The 17,253-nt window shown below is 50.0% G+C and carries 14 protein-coding genes and 2 tRNA genes; 3 read left to right on the top strand and 13 right to left on the bottom strand.

Features of this window, described 5'->3' with window-relative positions; all coding sequences use genetic code 11:
• Positions 1-255: 255 nt before the first annotated feature.
• Positions 256-1,179: a response regulator gene (locus JW881_19005; protein MBN1699615.1), complete on the bottom strand. Its 924-nt coding sequence runs from the start codon at positions 1,177-1,179 to the stop codon at positions 256-258.
• A gap of 201 nt (positions 1,180-1,380) precedes the next feature.
• Here JW881_19005 and lepA point away from each other — a divergent pair, with 201 nt between their 5' ends.
• Complete coding sequence (lepA, locus tag JW881_19000; GenBank protein ID MBN1699614.1) at positions 1,381-3,183, top strand: elongation factor 4; 1,803 nt, start codon at positions 1,381-1,383, stop codon at positions 3,181-3,183.
• Between the two features lie 17 nt (positions 3,184-3,200).
• Here lepA and JW881_18995 read toward each other — a convergent pair whose 3' ends face one another.
• The 3 genes from JW881_18995 to JW881_18985 all read right to left on the bottom strand — a co-directional run bounded on the left by JW881_18995 (position 3,201) and on the right by JW881_18985 (position 7,521).
• The gene (locus JW881_18995) at positions 3,201-4,031 is read right to left on the bottom strand and encodes a thioredoxin family protein (GenBank protein MBN1699613.1); all 831 of its coding nucleotides are present in this window, start codon (positions 4,029-4,031) and stop codon (positions 3,201-3,203) included.
• A 92-nt stretch (positions 4,032-4,123) separates the two neighbouring features.
• Positions 4,124-5,809 carry a DUF115 domain-containing protein gene (locus tag JW881_18990; protein ID MBN1699612.1) on the bottom strand — a complete coding sequence of 562 codons (1,686 nt, stop codon included), beginning with the start codon at positions 5,807-5,809 and terminating at the stop codon, positions 4,124-4,126.
• 17 nt (positions 5,810-5,826) lie between these two features.
• Positions 5,827-7,521 (bottom strand): peptidylprolyl isomerase, encoded by a 1,695-nt coding sequence (locus tag JW881_18985; protein ID MBN1699611.1) that lies wholly within the window; start codon positions 7,519-7,521, stop codon positions 5,827-5,829.
• 283 nt (positions 7,522-7,804) lie between these two features.
• Between JW881_18985 and JW881_18980 the strand changes: the two genes are divergently transcribed.
• Both JW881_18980 and JW881_18975 read left to right on the top strand, forming a co-directional pair.
• A tRNA-Asp gene (locus JW881_18980) sits at positions 7,805-7,878 on the top strand.
• Between the two features lie 11 nt (positions 7,879-7,889).
• Positions 7,890-7,962 (top strand) — tRNA-Pro (locus tag JW881_18975).
• A 22-nt stretch (positions 7,963-7,984) separates the two neighbouring features.
• On the opposite strand, the gene JW881_18970 is transcribed toward JW881_18975, so the two are convergent.
• From JW881_18970 to JW881_18930, 9 genes are all read right to left on the bottom strand, one after another.
• Positions 7,985-8,896 (bottom strand): hypothetical protein, encoded by a 912-nt coding sequence (locus tag JW881_18970; GenBank protein ID MBN1699610.1) that lies wholly within the window; start codon positions 8,894-8,896, stop codon positions 7,985-7,987.
• Positions 8,893-10,227, bottom strand: a complete 1,335-nt coding sequence (locus JW881_18965) for a radical SAM protein (GenBank protein MBN1699609.1) — start codon at positions 10,225-10,227, stop codon at positions 8,893-8,895. Before JW881_18965 ends, JW881_18970 begins: the two co-directional genes overlap by 4 nt.
• The gene (locus JW881_18960) at positions 10,224-11,861 is read right to left on the bottom strand and encodes a DUF2207 domain-containing protein (protein ID MBN1699608.1); all 1,638 of its coding nucleotides are present in this window, start codon (positions 11,859-11,861) and stop codon (positions 10,224-10,226) included. Before JW881_18960 ends, JW881_18965 begins: the two co-directional genes overlap by 4 nt.
• A gap of 117 nt (positions 11,862-11,978) precedes the next feature.
• A complete protein-coding gene (locus tag JW881_18955; GenBank protein MBN1699607.1) occupies positions 11,979-12,614 on the bottom strand; it encodes a hypothetical protein in 636 nt (211 codons plus the stop codon).
• A gap of 103 nt (positions 12,615-12,717) precedes the next feature.
• Positions 12,718-13,407 (bottom strand): 1-acyl-sn-glycerol-3-phosphate acyltransferase, encoded by a 690-nt coding sequence (locus JW881_18950; GenBank protein ID MBN1699606.1) that lies wholly within the window; start codon positions 13,405-13,407, stop codon positions 12,718-12,720.
• Positions 13,404-14,567, bottom strand: a complete 1,164-nt coding sequence (locus tag JW881_18945) for a glycosyltransferase (GenBank protein ID MBN1699605.1) — start codon at positions 14,565-14,567, stop codon at positions 13,404-13,406. Before JW881_18945 ends, JW881_18950 begins: the two co-directional genes overlap by 4 nt.
• 95 nt (positions 14,568-14,662) lie before the next feature.
• Positions 14,663-15,343, bottom strand: a complete 681-nt coding sequence (locus JW881_18940; GenBank protein MBN1699604.1) for a hypothetical protein — start codon at positions 15,341-15,343, stop codon at positions 14,663-14,665.
• Positions 15,344-15,359: 16 nt separating this feature from the next.
• A complete protein-coding gene (locus tag JW881_18935) occupies positions 15,360-16,004 on the bottom strand; it encodes a PilZ domain-containing protein (protein MBN1699603.1) in 645 nt (214 codons plus the stop codon).
• Between the two features lie 58 nt (positions 16,005-16,062).
• Positions 16,063-17,175: an NAD(P)/FAD-dependent oxidoreductase gene (locus tag JW881_18930; protein ID MBN1699602.1), complete on the bottom strand. Its 1,113-nt coding sequence runs from the start codon at positions 17,173-17,175 to the stop codon at positions 16,063-16,065.
• Positions 17,176-17,253 lie beyond the last annotated feature (78 nt).

Here is a 17,253-nt window from a genome sequence, read left to right as displayed (position 1 = left end):
CGATATTTTTTTTCTGCCTTTTGTATAGCAAATACCGTGCCGGAAAAAGAAATCGAGACGGCAGTCTATTTTACGTTAAAATAAGCAGTTATTAAAAAGATGACGTAAGCTTTTATAGACCTGTCCATGCATCATACACAGGGGTACACGGCATGCGATACATTAAAATAAATCGTCTGCGTAAGCGCCCGTACTCCTCGAACTCTTTCGGCCATAAAGAAATTATGCGCTACGGGAAAAAAACGGTCACTTTTTCTACTGATTTTCCTTGTACTTGATGATCGTCACCTCGTTCCCTATTTCATTGAAAATGACCTCGTCATAGAATATCTTTGTCAGGAAAATCCCCCTGCCGTTGAATGAAAGGAAATTGCTCGAACCGGGTTCGGGAAGCGACCGCCAGTCGAAACCGTCCCCCTCGTCCCTGATGACGATTTTGAGCATGTCTTTCTTGAGAAGGGAAGAGATATACACTTTCTTGCATTTATTGTTTTTCTTTTCGAGCCGTTCCCTGATCAGTTTTCCGAACTGCCCCTTTGAAATCGCCCTGTTTTTTTCGTCGAAGGTGATATGGAGATTACCGTGCTCGATGGCGTTGGTGATCATTTCCTCGATGCCGATTTTCAGGTTTATGATATCCGATGGGGGAAAAAGAATTTTCAGATGTATCGCGATCTGGTTGATGATGGGGAAAATATGCGCGTTCGCGGTCAGGAGTTCGAATTTTTTCGTTTCTTCGATAAGCGACGAGGAAAAAAAACAGGAGGTGTCGATATCCATTTTGTGCTTGATAATCGAATTGATAACATCCGCCAGTTCGCGGAAATTGAAGGGCTTTTTAAAAAAATTGGTCGCCCCGCCCCGGAGGGCTTCGAGCAGGGTCTGTTCGTCCCCGAATCCCGTCATCAGGATAATGACCGCCTGGGGATCGATCTTTTTTAGTTCTTTCAGCAATCTGATCCCGTCGATTCCCGGCATTCTGACATCGGAAAGGACAATTGTCGGAGTGGTGATCCGGTAGAGTTCTATCGCTGATTCGCCGTCCTCCGCTTCGATCGGTTCATATCCTTCCTTGCGCATGAATTTGACGATCAGGTTCCTCAGGATGTCTTCATCGTCGACAATGAGGATTCTGTTTTTCCCGTTCGCTTGTATGGCCGTCTCTCCTTTCCGGTACATATTTCACATTATAATGGAATAGATTGTATTTGCAATAATTTTATTATCGTCCGCCCTTTTCCTTGCCGGCACCTCCGGCCAGGCCGATCCGTCGTCCGCTCTCACCGGTCTCCCCGTATCCGGGTCTCCCCCCGTATACCTTTGCCGGGGGTGATTGAATAAATACCGATTGTATTGTATCATGCTCCCCGGTACTATTATATGAATATACATAATATACGAAATTTTTGCATCATCGCCCACATTGATCACGGTAAATCGACCCTCGCGGACAGATTTATTCAAAAGGCTAAAATCGTTCCCGACCGTGAGTTCAGAAACCAGATCCTCGACACCATGGATATCGAACGCGAACGCGGAATCACGATAAAAAGCCAGGCGATCACGATTCCCTATACGGGCGTGGACAACGGCCAGTATCTCCTCAACCTGGTCGATACGCCGGGCCACGTCGATTTCAGCTATGAAGTGTCCCGTACCATTTACGCCTGCGAAGGCGCCCTCCTCCTCATCGACGCGACGCAGGGTGTGGAGGCGCAGACGCTTTCCAATTTCTTCATGGCCCTCGAGCATGATCTCGCGATTATTCCCGTCATCAATAAAATCGATCTTCCAAGTGCGAATATCGAGGATGTAAAGAAACAGATCGATCATGACCTTGGACTCGATCCGGATTCGGCCGTGCTTGTTTCCGCTAAAACCGGTGAAGGCGTCGACGAACTGCTCGAGGCGATCGTTCGCCGGATTCCCCCGCCGACCGGCGACGAAAACGCCCCGCTCAAGGCACTGATCTTCGATTCACATTACGACACCTACCGCGGGGTAATCGTTCATATACGTATATTCTCCGGAAAAATAACACCCGGCCGGCACATTCGGTTCTGGTCCCAGAAAACCGTCTATGAAGTCGAGGAAACCGGGTTGTTCCGGCTGCAGCTGAAGAAAACGACATATCTCGGGGCCGGTGAAGTCGGTTATTTTATCGCGGGAATCAAAACCGTTTCCGACACAAAAACCGGAGACACGGTGACGGACAATAAAAATCCCTGCGACGCCCCCCTCCCGGGCTTCAGGGAGGTCCGGCCGGTCGTCTTTTCTTCCATCTATCCCGTGGATGCGAACGATTACGAGGAACTCTCGTCCGCCATGGAGAAACTGAAATTGAACGACGCCTCACTCGTGTATGAAAAGGACTCCTCACTTGCACTCGGGTTCGGTTTCAGGTGCGGATTTCTCGGACTGCTTCACCTCGAGATCGTGCAGGAACGGATCGAACGCGAGTTTTTCCTTTCGATTGTTTTTACCGCACCCTCCGTCCGCTACAGGATATATCTTTCCGACGGCAAAGAAATGTTCGTCGACAACCCCCAGGATTACCCGGATCCCGCTTTTATCGCAAAAACGGAAGAACCCTATATTCGCGCGTCGATCATTACACCGGACGACTACCTCGGCGGGATTCTCACCCTCTGTCTCGAAAAACGGGGAGAACAGAAAAACCTCAACTATCTGGACGAAAAGCGCGTCGAGGTCATCTTCGACATGCCGCTGGCCGAGGTCGTCTTTGATTTCTATGACCGTCTCAAGTCGATCAGCAAGGGATATGCGTCATTCGATTATCAGCTTATCGAGTACAAGGAATCGAATCTCGTCAAACTCGATATTCTCATCAACGGGAAAATCGTCGACGCCCTCTGTATGCTCGTCTTCAAGGACAACGCGTATAAAAAGGCACGGCACATATGCAAAAGACTGCGGGACGAAATTCCCCGGCACCAATTCAAGATACCAATCCAGGGGGCGATCGGGAACCAGATCATCGCCCGCGAAACGATTTCCGCGCTGAGAAAGGATGTCACGGCGAAATGTTACGGGGGGGACATCACGCGAAAGAGGAAACTGCTCGAAAAACAGAAGGCGGGCAAAAAGCGAATGAAGATGGTCGGTAATGTCGAACTCCCCCAAAGTGCCTTTCTCTCCGTCCTGAAAACGGATTCGGACTGATCGTCCCGGCTATGGTGTTATTGCGATTCGAGATACTGGATCAGTCTGGCATAGATACTCGTGTACGGATTCTTTTCGTGGTTTTTGTATTTCTTAAGAAACGCCACAGCTTCTTTTTTCCCCTCGACGAAATAAAGGCTGTATCCAGCGAGGTATGCTGCGTGGTAGTATAATTCGGAATCGACGCCTTTTTTATTCATGATGCGCATGAATGAATTATAAGCGTCATTGTACGCTTTATTTTCGAAATAGTGGTTGCCCAGGATGAAATAATAGACAGGTTCGTCCGGCATCGCATCCTCTTTTTTCAGGACGAGAATGAGTTTTATCGCCTCCCCGTACAACTCACGTTCATACATGATATCGATAAGCTTGTAGGTGCTTTTCCTGTCCCCCTTCTCATGCTTTTCCATAAGGTCGCGTATCGACTTTTCGATCTTCAGGACAGCTTCCATTTCCTTTGCGTAGGCTTCTCCTTCGAGGAACCCCCCGATCTTGCCGTAAAGCGCCCCCCTGTTGTCCACAAAAAGTATTGTCGGGAAACCGGGTATATCGAACTGTTTGACGAAATCGACTTTGTCCTTGCCGTCTTTTTCGGGATTAATGCGGATACAGACAAATTTTTCCGAAAGATCGATGACACGTTTGTGCGTGTAGGTCCGTTTGTCGAGTTCCTTGCACCAGTGGCACCAGTCGGTATACAGATGGATCATGATAAGGGAATTTTTTTTCTCCGCGTTCTTGAGTACGACCGAAAGATCTTTTTCCCACTGTATCGCTTCAGCGCCGAAAAGCGCTGCGGACGACAAAAATAAAACGAGCGTCAGGAAAAACGGATATTTCTTCATCTTGGCATCTCTCTCCTTTCGCAAACCCACTACATAACGACAACCGCACGCTGTTACAAAAAGATACACCCCCTCAAAAAGAAAGTCAAAGCTCAAGCCATGTTTTTTTCGAGCAGCAGAAGGGCACGGTCCATCAGCCTGTTGTAATAACGGACCGAAACGAGCAGCCGGAAGAGAAATCCCTTCTCCGCAACGGGCAACGGCAACGGGTCCGGAAAATGAAGCCATGCATAATCGATCGCATCAAGGATATCCCGTTCTTCATGACTGAAATCCCTTTCACACTCGATGAGTGATTCGAGGCGCGCGGTCAGGAGTTTTTCGGCGCGATCCAGACACGCCTTCTCGTCCGCCAAAAAAAGGCACACCGATTGCGGCCCCTGATGAACGCGGCCGCCCCTGACACCGCTTTCGGGCCGGTCGGTCTTTCCTTCCCCCCGAGGGGAAAAAAGGACCCGGTCGATCTCCCCGTCATCCTTAAGCAGGGGCAAACCGATGTTCATTCCCGTCTTCCCGATATCGAAAATATTCGTTTTACCGGCCGTTATATATGTCACTTCGAGCGCGTACGACCTCAGGACCAGATCGCTCAAAAGCCTGCCGCCCCCCTTTGCCGCCACATCGACGAGGGGCCTTTTCAGTATACCTCCGTAGACAAGCTGCTCGAGCGGGGTAAACCGCGTGGTATGATTGTTCAGAAGCAGGGGATACGGCGTCCCCTTCGCGTGGGTTCTGCCATCGGAATATCCGAAATCAAGACCGGTCACCAGTACGGGACCGTCCGTCATCCGCATGGCGACATAAAGCGCCGCGCCCCCCACCGATCCGAGTGCCGGAATCTGCGTCGGGAGGAAGCATGCCGCTTTCAGTCTGTCCAATAACCGCACGGGGAAAAAGGATGATGAAAAAAGGTAGAGGGGACCGTTAAAAAACCGTAATGTAGCGGGATGGGCGGTCACATCACAGATTACCGGTATGCCCGGGTCCCTGTGGGTGACGAAATCCTTCAGGTTCGCGATCTGGGATTCGAGGATAACGATAAAATCGGGTGTGATCGCGTGTTCGCACAGGGCACCGTATGCCGTATCCACCGCAACGAGTACCACCCTTTTCCGTATCCTTTTTATGGTTTCGATCGTCCCGTCAAGCGACGGCCCGGCACCGATCACGAGAACGGGGAGGTCGACGGCGAGTGACGAAATATCGCGGAGCACCGTGATATCGGGCTTCGCGTGCAGACGAACGAGATTATAGAAGATATGCCTGATCCAGAGGGGCGCCATATAGAGAAGGGTCATCTTGTTTTTCCAGTAAGTGGTAATCTCTTCCTCGAGAAGCCGAACCATCTCTTTGTAGGTTTCCGCGTACAGGTGATAACCTCCCGAACAACTCAGCATCCTGACCCGTCGAAACCGGTACGTTCCGAGCCGTCTGATATAGCGGACCACCTCCAGGGGATTCCCCGTCCGTATGACTGAAAGCCTGTCCGTGTCCGGAAGCCCGACCGGTCCCTTTTCGAGGTATAATTTCATGAGTATTTCGTCAATTTCGATACAGAGAACATGCGAAGAAGCGGGACATTTTCTTTCGAGGATATCGAGGCCGTAGCCGAGACCGATTGAGGGCACGATATAAAGGGTACGATCCTCCAGTTCGAATCCGTCTACCCGTTTCTCGATGAGTTCCCGGGGGCGCTGCGAGGAGTAAAGATATCTGCCTTTATAGCGAACGGTAAACCCGCTTCCCGTTTCGATCAATAAGGGCTTATCCGTTTCCATGTAAAAATATGACCGCCCTAATATCCCGTCAGCGTTTTATAGGTTTCGTTAAAATGATCCTCGAGATGTTCGGCCCGTTTTTCTTGAATCATCCTGTCGAGATCGAAATATGTGTACTCGAACACATTGAACATCCACGAATAAGGAATCCCTTCATCATCCGCCTGCTGATTGAGACGCAGAAGAAGTATCTGATACGGAATCCCGTATGACGAGGCGATATTCTTGAGTGTACTCGAAAGCTGGAGAAAATAAGGATCTTCCTGGTTGTATTGCATCATTATTGAAAAGGTGGTGTTTTGGGCCTCCCAGTCTTCTTCCGAGTATTCCTTTTCGTCTTCCGGCTGCATGACGAGAATCTGGTCGGAAAGGAGGATCGGTTCCGTAACGGTGCCGGGAGAAACGGAGAAGGCCTCGGTAAAAAATTCCTTGTTGTAGGCGGCATCGGTGATCGTCGGCGAGTCTTCCGATTCCGGTTTAACGGGAAAATTCCCGAATACTTCGAGGTAATTGATGGGGAAATATCCGGTTTTAGAGGGGGGATATTGATCCACCGCCCTGGCAGCCTCATTAAAACCGGTCTCCTCCGCTTTTTTCTTGAAATCCGTCGCAAAAGTAAGCGTATAGTCTTCGATGATGTTTCGCTGTTTTTGCATTATGTAATCATAGACGATCGTCTGCATCGATTCCTCGGTAAAATCGGGGTCGACCGCTTCTTCGCTGCATTTGTAAATCGACCAGTCTTCTCCCCGCTTGATGGGCAGACTGATCTCGTCCTTGCGAAGTTTCATGATCTGGTCGAGTTGCTCGTCCGTTTCGACGAATCCCCTGAGTTCGTATGAGTACTTGTAGCCCATATCCCCGCCGCTCGAGGCAAAGTAGTCCTCTGATTTTTCCCGGGCAAGATCCTCGAAACTCTTTACCTTCATTTCCAGGCTGTTGTACAAATCCTGTGCCTCTTCTTCCGCTGCATCGGAAAGGAAAATCCTGCTTACCCTGATCTTCCGGAATTTGTCCACATTGTTTTTACCGTATTCGATAACCTTCTCGGTGGGGTAATCGGAATACCGGAATGAAACATAGGAAAATTTTCTCTGGGTACCGGCCATTTTCTTGAAAAACGATGCCTCTTCCTTACTCATAAGCTGCGAGAACAGCTTGTCCTGAACGTACTGGGAATAGATAATCTGTTCGCGGATATATTTCCGGATCAGGCTTTTTTCCATATCCGTCGTATCGGTATACTTCTTTTCATCGAAATAACCGTCCTTGTTCTTGTAAATTCCGCTTGACGCGATCTCCTCATCGATCCTGTCCTGTGAAACCATACTCATCCCGCGTTCCGCCTCGTCAATCATAATGAGGTGCGTGACCGCCACGTTGTAAAAATACTGCCAGTACTGTTTCCGCTGGTCGGGGCTTTCGAGATCATCCGGAATATTGGACAACAGCTGGGTAAAATAATTGAGCGCCGACATGGTCCTTCCTCCCAGAAGCTCTATTTCCTTGTCTTTATATGTACCGAAGACATAACGCGGCTGCTGCTGTATTCCGCCGACAATTCCCGAACCGATGAAAGTAACGACGACGACGACCAGCACCACGATACTGATACCATAGAGGATCGGGTGCCTTTGTTTTTGTACTTCCGCGTATTTTTTTTCTTTTGATCTTTTTTGCTGAATTCGTCTCTGTTCTCTTGAAGTTGGCATGGCTTTTCCTTTTCTCGAGTTAAAATATAATGCACGCTAAGACCTTACCATCACGGTCGAAAAGCGATATGCTTTCACGTTAAGGCCGTATCCGCTTTTCACTCCGGCCGAACCGTGGGCGCAAGCGGAACCGGAATAACCTGAACCTTAAGCGGCACAACTTTATCAATATTGAAATAAAATGTCAATAGGAGGCAATAACACCCGGAAATTTCCACATATTCTAAAAGGCGCTTGACATTTCACGGAAAAATAGATACATTACTACTCGATTTACCGATTCGGGGGCGTAGCGAAGATGGTTATCGCGCCGGCCTGTCAAGCCGGAGATCGCGGGTTCAATCCCCGTCGCTCCCGTATTTTTTTTTCGGGCTGTAGCGCAGTGGCTAGCGCGCTCGGTTCGGGACCGAGAGGGCGGGAGTTCAAGTCTCCCCAGCCCGAATCATTTCCGGAAAATAGACACCTATCCCCCCCTCGCCGCCTTCGACTGCAAGGTGTCGAGCTTTTCTTCGGCGATCCGGTAGAGTCTGAGACAGTCGCGATCGGTCGTATGGTATCCGCCGCCGCCCGTTCGCTGCCGGACGACGATATACCCGTACTTCTCGTCTCCTCCCGGCTCTTTGATCATACTCCCGTATTTTTCTTCCTTCAAATACCGGAAGGTATTCCCTTTCCCCTGGCAGAGAAATACCACATACATATACGGCACCGCGCCATTGGGTCCATTGTTGATCGCCACCTGGACCTGTACGCCGATAAAATCCTCCGGCTTTCTCCGCGGTTCGATCATCAGCCTGATATCTTCGGGAATCTGTTTTCCCTCCTTGTCTTTGTCGAGTCTGATATACGGGGTAATGATAAAGCCGTGCGGTGAAGATTCCCCTTTGTCCATGACCGCAGCGAGCCGGCCCATTTTGAGATCAAGTTCCCGCGGTGTCCAGAGTTTGACCTGCCCGCTGAAACTCACCGGCAGCAGCAGGATCGCCGCGTCCGCAAGCAGGATGAGGAGTTCCTCTTCTTCTTCGATCAGGGCGAAAAATCCTGCTATCCCGATAAGGACGATAAAAAGCACCCCCAGGGCCGGTTTGAAGACAAAAGGGTATTTGATCGATTTCGTCATGGCCAGATTATTCTTTATTCTCTCGAACTCACGTTTCGAGGCCGGTCTCCAGTCCTCGAAACCCAGATCGACCGGTTTATTCCTGTAGTGGCGGGCCAACAATAAAAGGCTCCCCGCCGCCATTACTAAAAATCCCGGGAGCACGGCATCGGGCAGCCGGAGTTGAAAGAACAATCCGGTACCGGCAAACACGGCAAAAAGTAGAATTCGCACGATCAATGGCATTGCCGGGATAACGAGAAACCTGATTTTCATGATCTTTCCTCCACCAATACTCGTTTTCTTTTCTCGAGGGACGCCCGTCCGGCCTTTATTTCATCCGCGCCCGCGTACTGAAAATAGAGGGGACAGGCGGACTGGCACGCAGTAAACATGGAGCACCCCTCGCATTCCCGAAGCGCGAACAATTTGTTCTTAAAAAAGGCGGCCCGCTTTGAAAACCATACGGCCTCGAACTCCTCCAGTAACAGGTTTCCCATCGGTTCGGGATAGGAGGAACAGGGAAGAACGTCACCCTCCGGTGAGACCGATATCAACCCGTCCATCGCGGCGCATGACTTGTTTCCCAATCCGTGCGCGATCGGATTGAACAAACAGTGCGGAACCGGGGAATACCAGTAAAAGACGAGGCCGTGCTTCCGCGCCTCTTTTTGCATTGTCTCGATAACCGGGCCGGCAGCCGAATACGGGAAAAAAAGCTGATTATACTCGAGACCCCGGCCCGAGGGGATGAAGAGGTTCAGAGAAAAGCGCTTGATACAGAGGGCCGACAGAAAAGCCGGAAGGTGTTCGATACCGAAAGCATTGATACCATTGAGTGTCGTATTCGTCTGTACCGATATCCCCGCCTCCTGAAGCATCTCGATGCCGGCGAGTGTTTTCCTGTAAGAACCGGGATTACCGGTCAGCCGGTCATGAACCTCTTCGTCATGGCTTTCGACGCTTACCTGCGCTGTCCTTAATCCCGCCCGAAACAGGGCTCGCGCCCGCCGCGTGGTAAAAAGGGTGGCGTTTGTGATAAGGTTTACGCGGAGTCCACGCGCGACCGCGTAACGAACCAGATGTTCGAGATCGTCCCGAAGCAGGGGTTCGCCGCCGGTAAATGAAAAAAAGGGTATTTTTGCCTTTTCCTTGAATATTCCGATGATCCGTTCAATCCGGCGTGTCCCGAGTTCTTTTCCTTTTTTCCGGCCGCCGCACCCCGCATAACAGAAAAGGCAGCGGTTGTTGCACCGGTACGTTACGGCGATTTCTCCAAGAACGGGAAGCCGGGTGAAATCAAAGGAAAAATTGATTCGTTCGACCGCCCTCCTCGCTTCGGGGGCCTCCGGACAGCCGGAAAAAAAAGCCCTGAGATCGCAGAAAAACCAATGAACCTGCTCCGTCCGCTCGCCGTCGGTGATATCGGTAACATCCCCGATACGCCCGCCGTCCAGAAGAAACCGAAGCAATTTCCTGCCGGATTCGTTGACTTTATAAACCCTGTTCGGCGGTATGATGAGAACATCGTCTTCTTCCCTGAGCAAAAGATGCTCCCTGACATTATCGATAAACGAATCTATCCATAAAAGCCTCTCCTTTTTCAATGTGCGCCCCCGGAAACACACGCCGAATGGCAGGCGGAATGGCAGGCGGAGTGGCAGGCGGAATGGCATGCCGAGTGGCAGGCGGAATGACAGGCATTATGACAGGCTGAGTAGCATGCGTCGACACCGCCGCCTGCGGCGACGGCGGGCGGGGTAAAACACCCGGTAAAGCACGCAGATGATGCCATAAACGTCCTGTAATCCGAATCGAGACCGGCGGGCAGATGAAGCCGGCTGTAGGCATCGGTATGGTGGTAAATGTGATAGTATGAATACCAGTAATGGTAATAGGGGCCGGTCAGGCCTTTTTCCGTTTCGGATTCCGATTCCAGTTTCTTTGTGTAGTATTCTTTCATTGCCTCAAGGTCGCAATCCCAAATTTTTTCCTGAAGCGCTACGAGGAGTTTTTCGAAAAAATCGGAAAGCACACCGGAAAGCACATTCCCTTTCGTATCGAAAGCCCGCAGAAAGAGTTCCTCATATTCATGCTCCGCCTTCCGGGCGGAGACGATACGTATTCGAAGCGGATCTTCGGAGTCTATTTCGATGATACCCTGCCGCTTCAATCCGTCCAGCATAATCGCCACTATCTTGGGCAGGGGCATCTCCAGCAGCAGGGCGACCTCGATGGGATGAAGGTCCTTGACGATTTTCCCCTTCACCTGATATGACCCGACGATAAGTTTCGGCGGTATCCAGTTTTCCCCCGCCCACCGTATATTTTCGACCCTTTCTGTGACGCCCTCGAATCCGACCGATTTTCTGATCGCGATCAGAACCGCGAACGCCACCGATACTCCTATCACCACGATAAACATGATACGCGTATCATCGGCGGGCTCGATGTACTCCGTGGATTGCCTTTCGATATCTTCCGTCACCACTTCCTCGTTCCGGCCGCTTGTTTCCGGGGAATGAACGGAAAGAACCCCTTCTTCCATCGGGACGGCCGCGGCATCGATATAGAATTGGATCCGCTGTGCCGCCATCCCCGGCACATCGTCCTGATGAAACCGGACGGTAAGATAATGTCTTCCGTCATCGCCGGGAACGCCGAAGTAATCGATTTTATTCTGTTTGTTGACAAATGGTTCGGTACGGAAGTTGATCGATCCGATCGTCTCGTCATCGACCTCATCGGTTGAGACAATGACGGGAAGGACGATTCTTACTGTTCTGTGAAGGAGGGATTCATCCCACTGGACCGGCGCCCAGTCGAAGTAGAAAAGCCTGCCGAACTCTTCCGAATCGGTATAACCGATACATCCATATCCGGCAAAATCCGCTCCGTAATTGATAAAATAATAGGCGCGGCCGCTGAATCCCTTGCCGTCTCCCAGGATCACATCGTAATACCTCGACCTCAACTCGTCTATCTCGAGGGGAACCCGTTCGCCGGTATCGAGGTCCGCGAAACAGCGATCCATATTAAAATAGGGGTCCGCCGCCATGCCCTCAAAATAGAACCCGTGCATTTCACCCCCGCTCGCATGCCACTGCAGGCGGTAAAAAACGTCCGCGTTGCCGTCCGGCCGGATAACGCAATCTATCTCTACCGATTCAAGATCCGCCTGAAGGCAATAGAGATTGCAAACGCAGAAAGCCGCAAGCAGGATCACAACCGTTCTTTTCATAAGCACATCCCCCTGGTGATATCGCCTCATCCGGTACCGCCGGAAGGCCGTTTGTCCGGTGATCCGGCCTTTGATCTATTTCCGGCCGAACCGGCTGTATTTAGCCCCGATCAATAATCACTCCTCGTCATTCATTTCCTCGATTATTTCCATTTTTTCTTTCCTGGTAAGTCCGACGAGTTCCTCTTCGATATTTTCCTCGATACATTCGCCCGCCTTCCTGATGATATCGACCGTTTTCGCCGTGTATTCGTCAAGATTATCGTTATCCTCTATTCCATACCGTTTTCCCGTCAACTGCTGGTCATATTCTTCAAGGTAATTCTGGCAGACACCGAGTACCTCTTCTATTTTCGCGTTGGCTTGCGGCGAATATGTCGAGAGTTCCCTGCATTTGTTCAGGTAGTTGCCGGAGACAAGGAGGAAATACTCGAGCGTCTTGCCGATTTCTTCATTCCCGATTCTCAAAAAGGAAATCCTGTCCCGCATTTCCCGGTAACGGGTGATTACCTTCCCGACATGCCTTCGTCTGTCTTCATCCGCTTCGGAAAGAATTTCCTGTGCACCCCGCCTTCCGAGCAGGATAAAAAAACTGATAAAAATATAAAAAAAGAAAATAATCAAAGGCATGAAAATCCTCAACAAACCGGTAAATACGGAAATAGAGACGACGATGAGAACAACAGTGCTCAATGACAGAACTATATTGAGATTCGATCTCGCGTAAAGCAATAAAAGATTTTTTTTGTTCATATAACTTACCAAAAAGTATAGTGCTCACCCGGGGTTTGTCAAGGCGAGACCAAACATTAAGGTAGATTTCCCGACCGCTTCAGCGGTTTCTTCGAAAAATCCGTCAGTTGAACATCTCACGGCGCCTTCTGTTTATTTCATGCTCGATCAAATGCCGCGCATGATGTTGCATCATTGTGACCCGGTCTTTTCTGCTTCCGCCGGGTTTTCCGAACGCCCGTGGAAAGAGTGGTTTCCCGATGACGATTTCGATCCTGGATAAATATATGTTCAATACATCCGAAAACGCTCGTCTCGGTTTCGTGATGACGGCAACGGGAATCACCGGTTTATCGAGGAGAACGGCAAGGAAAAACACCCCCCTTTTGAATTCTCTTACCGAGGGATCGAGAATATCGAGTTCCCCTTCGGGGAAAAAATGGACAAACCAGTTGCGGCCGAATGCACCCTTGACGGCATCAATGAGGAGATTGGCAGGCATGGTCTGCGAGACGGGAAAGGCCCCCAGGCTTCTGATATACGGCCCGATGCATTTTCTCCGAAAGGTTTCTTCCATTGCCGTAAAACATGTCCGGCGCGGGGCTATCGCATGGGCGATAAAAGCCGGATCCAGATACATTGTGTGATTGGAGACAAGAAAAGCCCCGCCCCGCCGTACTTTCAGGAGGTTCTCCCTTCCCCTCACCTTGAACCTGCCGACAATGATATCAAAGATGATAACGGCAAAGAGGGTAAACCAGAATATACACCGGGAGGATAGTGAAAAGCGTGGTTCATAAAAACGCTTTTTCAAGGCTTTTTCTCTCCTCCGGAAGTTTTTGTATGGCACCCGACGAGCCGCCCTTTCCATTCGACTCCCTTTCCCAATCCGGTTTTCATAAAAGAAATCAGCGCAATGGCCATAATATTCACAAACAGGACGGGATAGAGGAGTGAAATAAGGGGATTCAGTTTCCTGTCCGTAATGGTGAGGTGCCATGTCGAGAAAAACAATATCACGGGCAAGCCCGCGAGCAGTATATTGCCGTTTCCATTCAAAAGCACATCCAGAAAATGGAGAAAGGGAAACTCGACGATACCGGCAATAACGAAAAAAAGACCGCAAAAAAAGGCCGGGTTCTGATGCAGGGCGCCGTACAGGTTTTTGGAAAACCCCCTGAATGCCGAACCGAAAGAGGTGTACATTCTGCAGCGAATATATTCTTTCGCGTCGAGGAATACACATTTATATCCCTGTGCTTTCATAAGCCGTGCCAGGGACATGTCTTCGACAACAGAATCCCTGCATTGCCCGAATCCTCCGACCGCATCAAATGATTGCCTTCGGCAGACCAGAAGCTGCCCGATACCGAATGAAAGGGCGGGATTGTTTTTCTCCGGGATCAGCCATAACGGCATCAGCAGGGCGGTCATGATGTACATGGAGGGAACCACTACGGCTTCGCCGATCGACCCGATTTCATGATAAAGATAGCCTGACATGAAGCCGGCTTGATGATGCTCCATGGTATCGACCAGCCACCGTATACTCGCAGGAAAATGAACGGTATCGGCGTCGGTAAACACCAGTATATCGCCGTCGGCTTTTTCGGCAAGCTGCTGGCAGGCATACTGCTTGCCGTTCCATCCCTCTTCGAGGGGCAACCCCATGTAAATCCTTATTTTATCGGATTTACTCCGGTACACCTTCATTATCTGCCATGTGGCGTCCGTTGAATTGTCATCGATGACCAGCACCTCATAGTTTTTATAATTCTGGCAAAGCAGTGAATCGAGGCATCGCCCGATATTCGATGCTTCATTCCTGGCCGGGATAATAATCGACACTTTAGGCCCTGAAGCGCGATGCGGTGAGGAAGAATATTGTTTGAGAGTCGCGCTGTTTTTCAGTGAAAGCAGAAGAAAAAAGAGGCAGATGAATGCGGCGACAACCAGATACACTTCCAGCATCATACGATATTTCCTTCCTGCCTTTATTGAAAACCGTCCCCACCTCCGGAATCACGGGGCGGCATTGCGGCAAGCAAGCAAGGTATCAGGTTTTTACTTTATTCGACGGGGATCATCCTGTCAACCGGCCCGGATCGATTCGACTCTATTTCCTTGATCGTCGGGGGGGTTCCCGGCGGTCCGTGAACGGCCCGGTATCGGACAAAGAGGGAGTCTTTCTTTCGGAACCAGTAATCGCCATGCCAGAAATTACCGGCAAAACCGGTCGGACGTATCCTCACGTTGAGAAGTGTTTCTTTTTTATCGCCGATCGTCATTTGTTCGTATTCGAGTTTTTTTGCCTCGATTTCCAAAATAGCGAGATCGTGAGGGCTGATAAACCAGAATCGTGTATTGCCGAGCGTCGACCGTATGAAAGGATCAAGTGAAAAATGAGCGCTCTGGGTCCACTGCCCGTTTTCGATGGTATATTCCTTTTTTATCCGTTTTCCCTTGAATATCCCGTAAAGGACAATGACCTTTCCCCTTCTTTCGGCGCAAAAATCGTGTCCCGATTTCGAATCGGTATATTTCCAATAAATCTGGGAGTAATTGTTGTCGAAACGGGAAATAATATCCCCGCACGTAATCGTATATCCTTGTTCCGTCTTTTTGATGCGGTATGATTCGAACTCCTCTTTTTTTCCGGTGACGACCCGGTACGTCAGGATTTCTTCGGCGCTTATCATGGGGCTTCCCAATCCGAAAACCAATATAAATATGCCTGTTTTTATTATCATGTAAACCGATGGACCGCTATACCTTGTTGCCGATATTCGATGTCGTTTCGATATATTTTTCAAGGTCTTCCCTGTCGCTTCTGCGAATTTCCCAGAACTCGATCCCGCTTTCGAACTTACCGGATTTCACCTCCCTGCTCCAGGCGACCTTCCCATAGGCCTTTATACTGACCTTCTCCGGTATAAAAATAATGAGCATGATAATGACACCCTCCGGAAGCATTTCTTCTGTAATGATGCAGATGCCGTTCTTGTTGATATTCTTTGTAACGGCATTGGTCTTGATGGCATAATTCACGACGATATTGAGATCCGCCCGGCCGCATCTTCTCTTTTCCTCGAAATCATCTCCCGCCGAAAGCTTTTCATCGATGAACCGCTTCAATTTGATTTTGTCAATGTCACTTATCGAGACGATACTGAGTCCGTATTCGACCTCGTTCTCCACCGCTTCCTTTTTCCAGATGACCTTCGCTTCCATACATATTCTTTCTTCATTAAAAAGCGGGACGAAAAGCAGAATATCTTCATCCGGGAGTACTTTATCGAATACCATACGAATTCCGTTTTCACTGACGTCCTTGATGACCGCCCTGAAATTATCTTTTATATCGATTGTCGTATTGACTGCGACCCGTGGATATTGCCTCTTTTCTTCCACAACATATCCTCCCATCCTGTCCTTAACTATAAGACATACCGGCCGGCAATTCAATACATCAGAGCATATTCGCCACATGATCCGCGATAGCCAGACAGCTTGTCAGGCCGGGTGATTCTATACCGATGAGATTGATAAAACCGGGCATTCCGCGTCCGGTTTCATGACAAATGACGAAATCCCTGAATCCGTCACCCGGTTTCTGCAGCTTCGCGCGTATTCCCGCCATATCGGGTGAGAGATCCTTTTTTTCGATAAACGGAAGAAATGTTTTTACCGATTCGTGAAACTCCTCAAGATGCGAAGGCTCGACGTCATAGGCGATATCATTCACATAGAAGGCATTGGGCCCGAGTTTGAGCCGGCCCTGGAGATCGATCACCGTATGGATGCCTAAACTCGTACGTCCCGGCGGCGGATAAACCAGATGCTTCATCGTCCACGGAGGAAACCCATTAATCCTGAAATATTCGCCCTTTGAATAATGAATCCGGTAACCGGCATCATCGATATCGATTCCCGCCATCGAAGCTATCCTGTCGGAGGAAAGTCCGGCGCTGTTGATGAGTATCTCCGTCTCCAGCGTCATGACGCGAGCATCGGCATCGAGAATTTCGACGATATACCCATCCCCTCCGCTTCCGGAGATCCCCCGCACCTGACAACCGTACGCGCACATCGCCCCCCTTTCTTCCGCGCAAGTCTGAAACGACTTCATGAGCGCATGTGTGTCGAGGATACCGGTAGAGGGAGAAACCAGGGCGCCGGCAACCGAAAGGGAGGCTTCATAACCCGCGGCAGCGCTTCCGGAAATGAGGGAAAGGCCGGCCGCCCCGTTTTCTTTTCCCTGTTTGAAGAGGGTTTCGATAACACCAATGTCGGTTTCATGAACGGCGACAACGAGTTTTCCCGTTTTCATGTGGGGGATGTTATAATCCCTGCAATAATCGTACAAAAGCCGGTTTCCCTCGACACACAGGGATGCCTTGAGTGTCCCCTCCGGGTAATAAAGTCCCGCATGGATCACTTCGCTGTTACGGCTCGAGGTTTCCTTCCCAAAGCTTTCATGCTGTTCGACAAGGACGACATCGTTCAGCCGGTCTGAAAGTTTTCGCGCTAAAGCGAGACCGACCACCCCGGCCCCGATAATGACACAATCCACTCTTTCCATAACGTCACTATATCATGAAAGGTTCCCGTTCGTACAGGATGAATCGCCCGTACATACGAAGCCGCGATGACCGGCGAT

Source organism: Spirochaetales bacterium (assembly GCA_016930085.1).
Classification (GTDB): Bacteria; Spirochaetota; Spirochaetia; order SZUA-6; family JAFGRV01; genus JAFGHO01.
The sequence above is the reverse complement of the archived record's forward strand: the minus strand, read 5'-3'. Positions and strand labels throughout refer to the sequence as shown.

What these genes read in the sequence shown, in the direction of transcription:
- JW881_18990 (MBN1699612.1), bottom strand. Translation starts at nt 5,809, where the DNA reads ATGGAAACGGATAAGCCCTTATTGATCGAAACGGGAAGCGGGTTTACC.
- JW881_18995 (MBN1699613.1), bottom strand. Translation starts at nt 4,031, where the DNA reads ATGAAGAAATATCCGTTTTTCCTGACGCTCGTTTTATTTTTGTCGTCC.
- JW881_18985 (MBN1699611.1), bottom strand. Translation starts at nt 7,521, where the DNA reads ATGCCAACTTCAAGAGAACAGAGACGAATTCAGCAAAAAAGATCAAAA.
- JW881_18945 (MBN1699605.1), bottom strand. Translation starts at nt 14,567, where the DNA reads ATGATGCTGGAAGTGTATCTGGTTGTCGCCGCATTCATCTGCCTCTTT.
- JW881_18955 (MBN1699607.1), bottom strand. Translation starts at nt 12,614, where the DNA reads ATGAACAAAAAAAATCTTTTATTGCTTTACGCGAGATCGAATCTCAAT.
- JW881_18930 (MBN1699602.1), bottom strand. Translation starts at nt 17,175, where the DNA reads ATGGAAAGAGTGGATTGTGTCATTATCGGGGCCGGGGTGGTCGGTCTC.
- JW881_18940 (MBN1699604.1), bottom strand. Translation starts at nt 15,343, where the DNA reads ATGATAATAAAAACAGGCATATTTATATTGGTTTTCGGATTGGGAAGC.
- lepA (MBN1699614.1), top strand. Translation starts at nt 1,381, where the DNA reads ATGAATATACATAATATACGAAATTTTTGCATCATCGCCCACATTGAT.
- JW881_18960 (MBN1699608.1), bottom strand. Translation starts at nt 11,861, where the DNA reads ATGAAAAGAACGGTTGTGATCCTGCTTGCGGCTTTCTGCGTTTGCAAT.
- JW881_19005 (MBN1699615.1), bottom strand. Translation starts at nt 1,179, where the DNA reads ATGTACCGGAAAGGAGAGACGGCCATACAAGCGAACGGGAAAAACAGA.
- JW881_18970 (MBN1699610.1), bottom strand. Translation starts at nt 8,896, where the DNA reads ATGAAAATCAGGTTTCTCGTTATCCCGGCAATGCCATTGATCGTGCGA.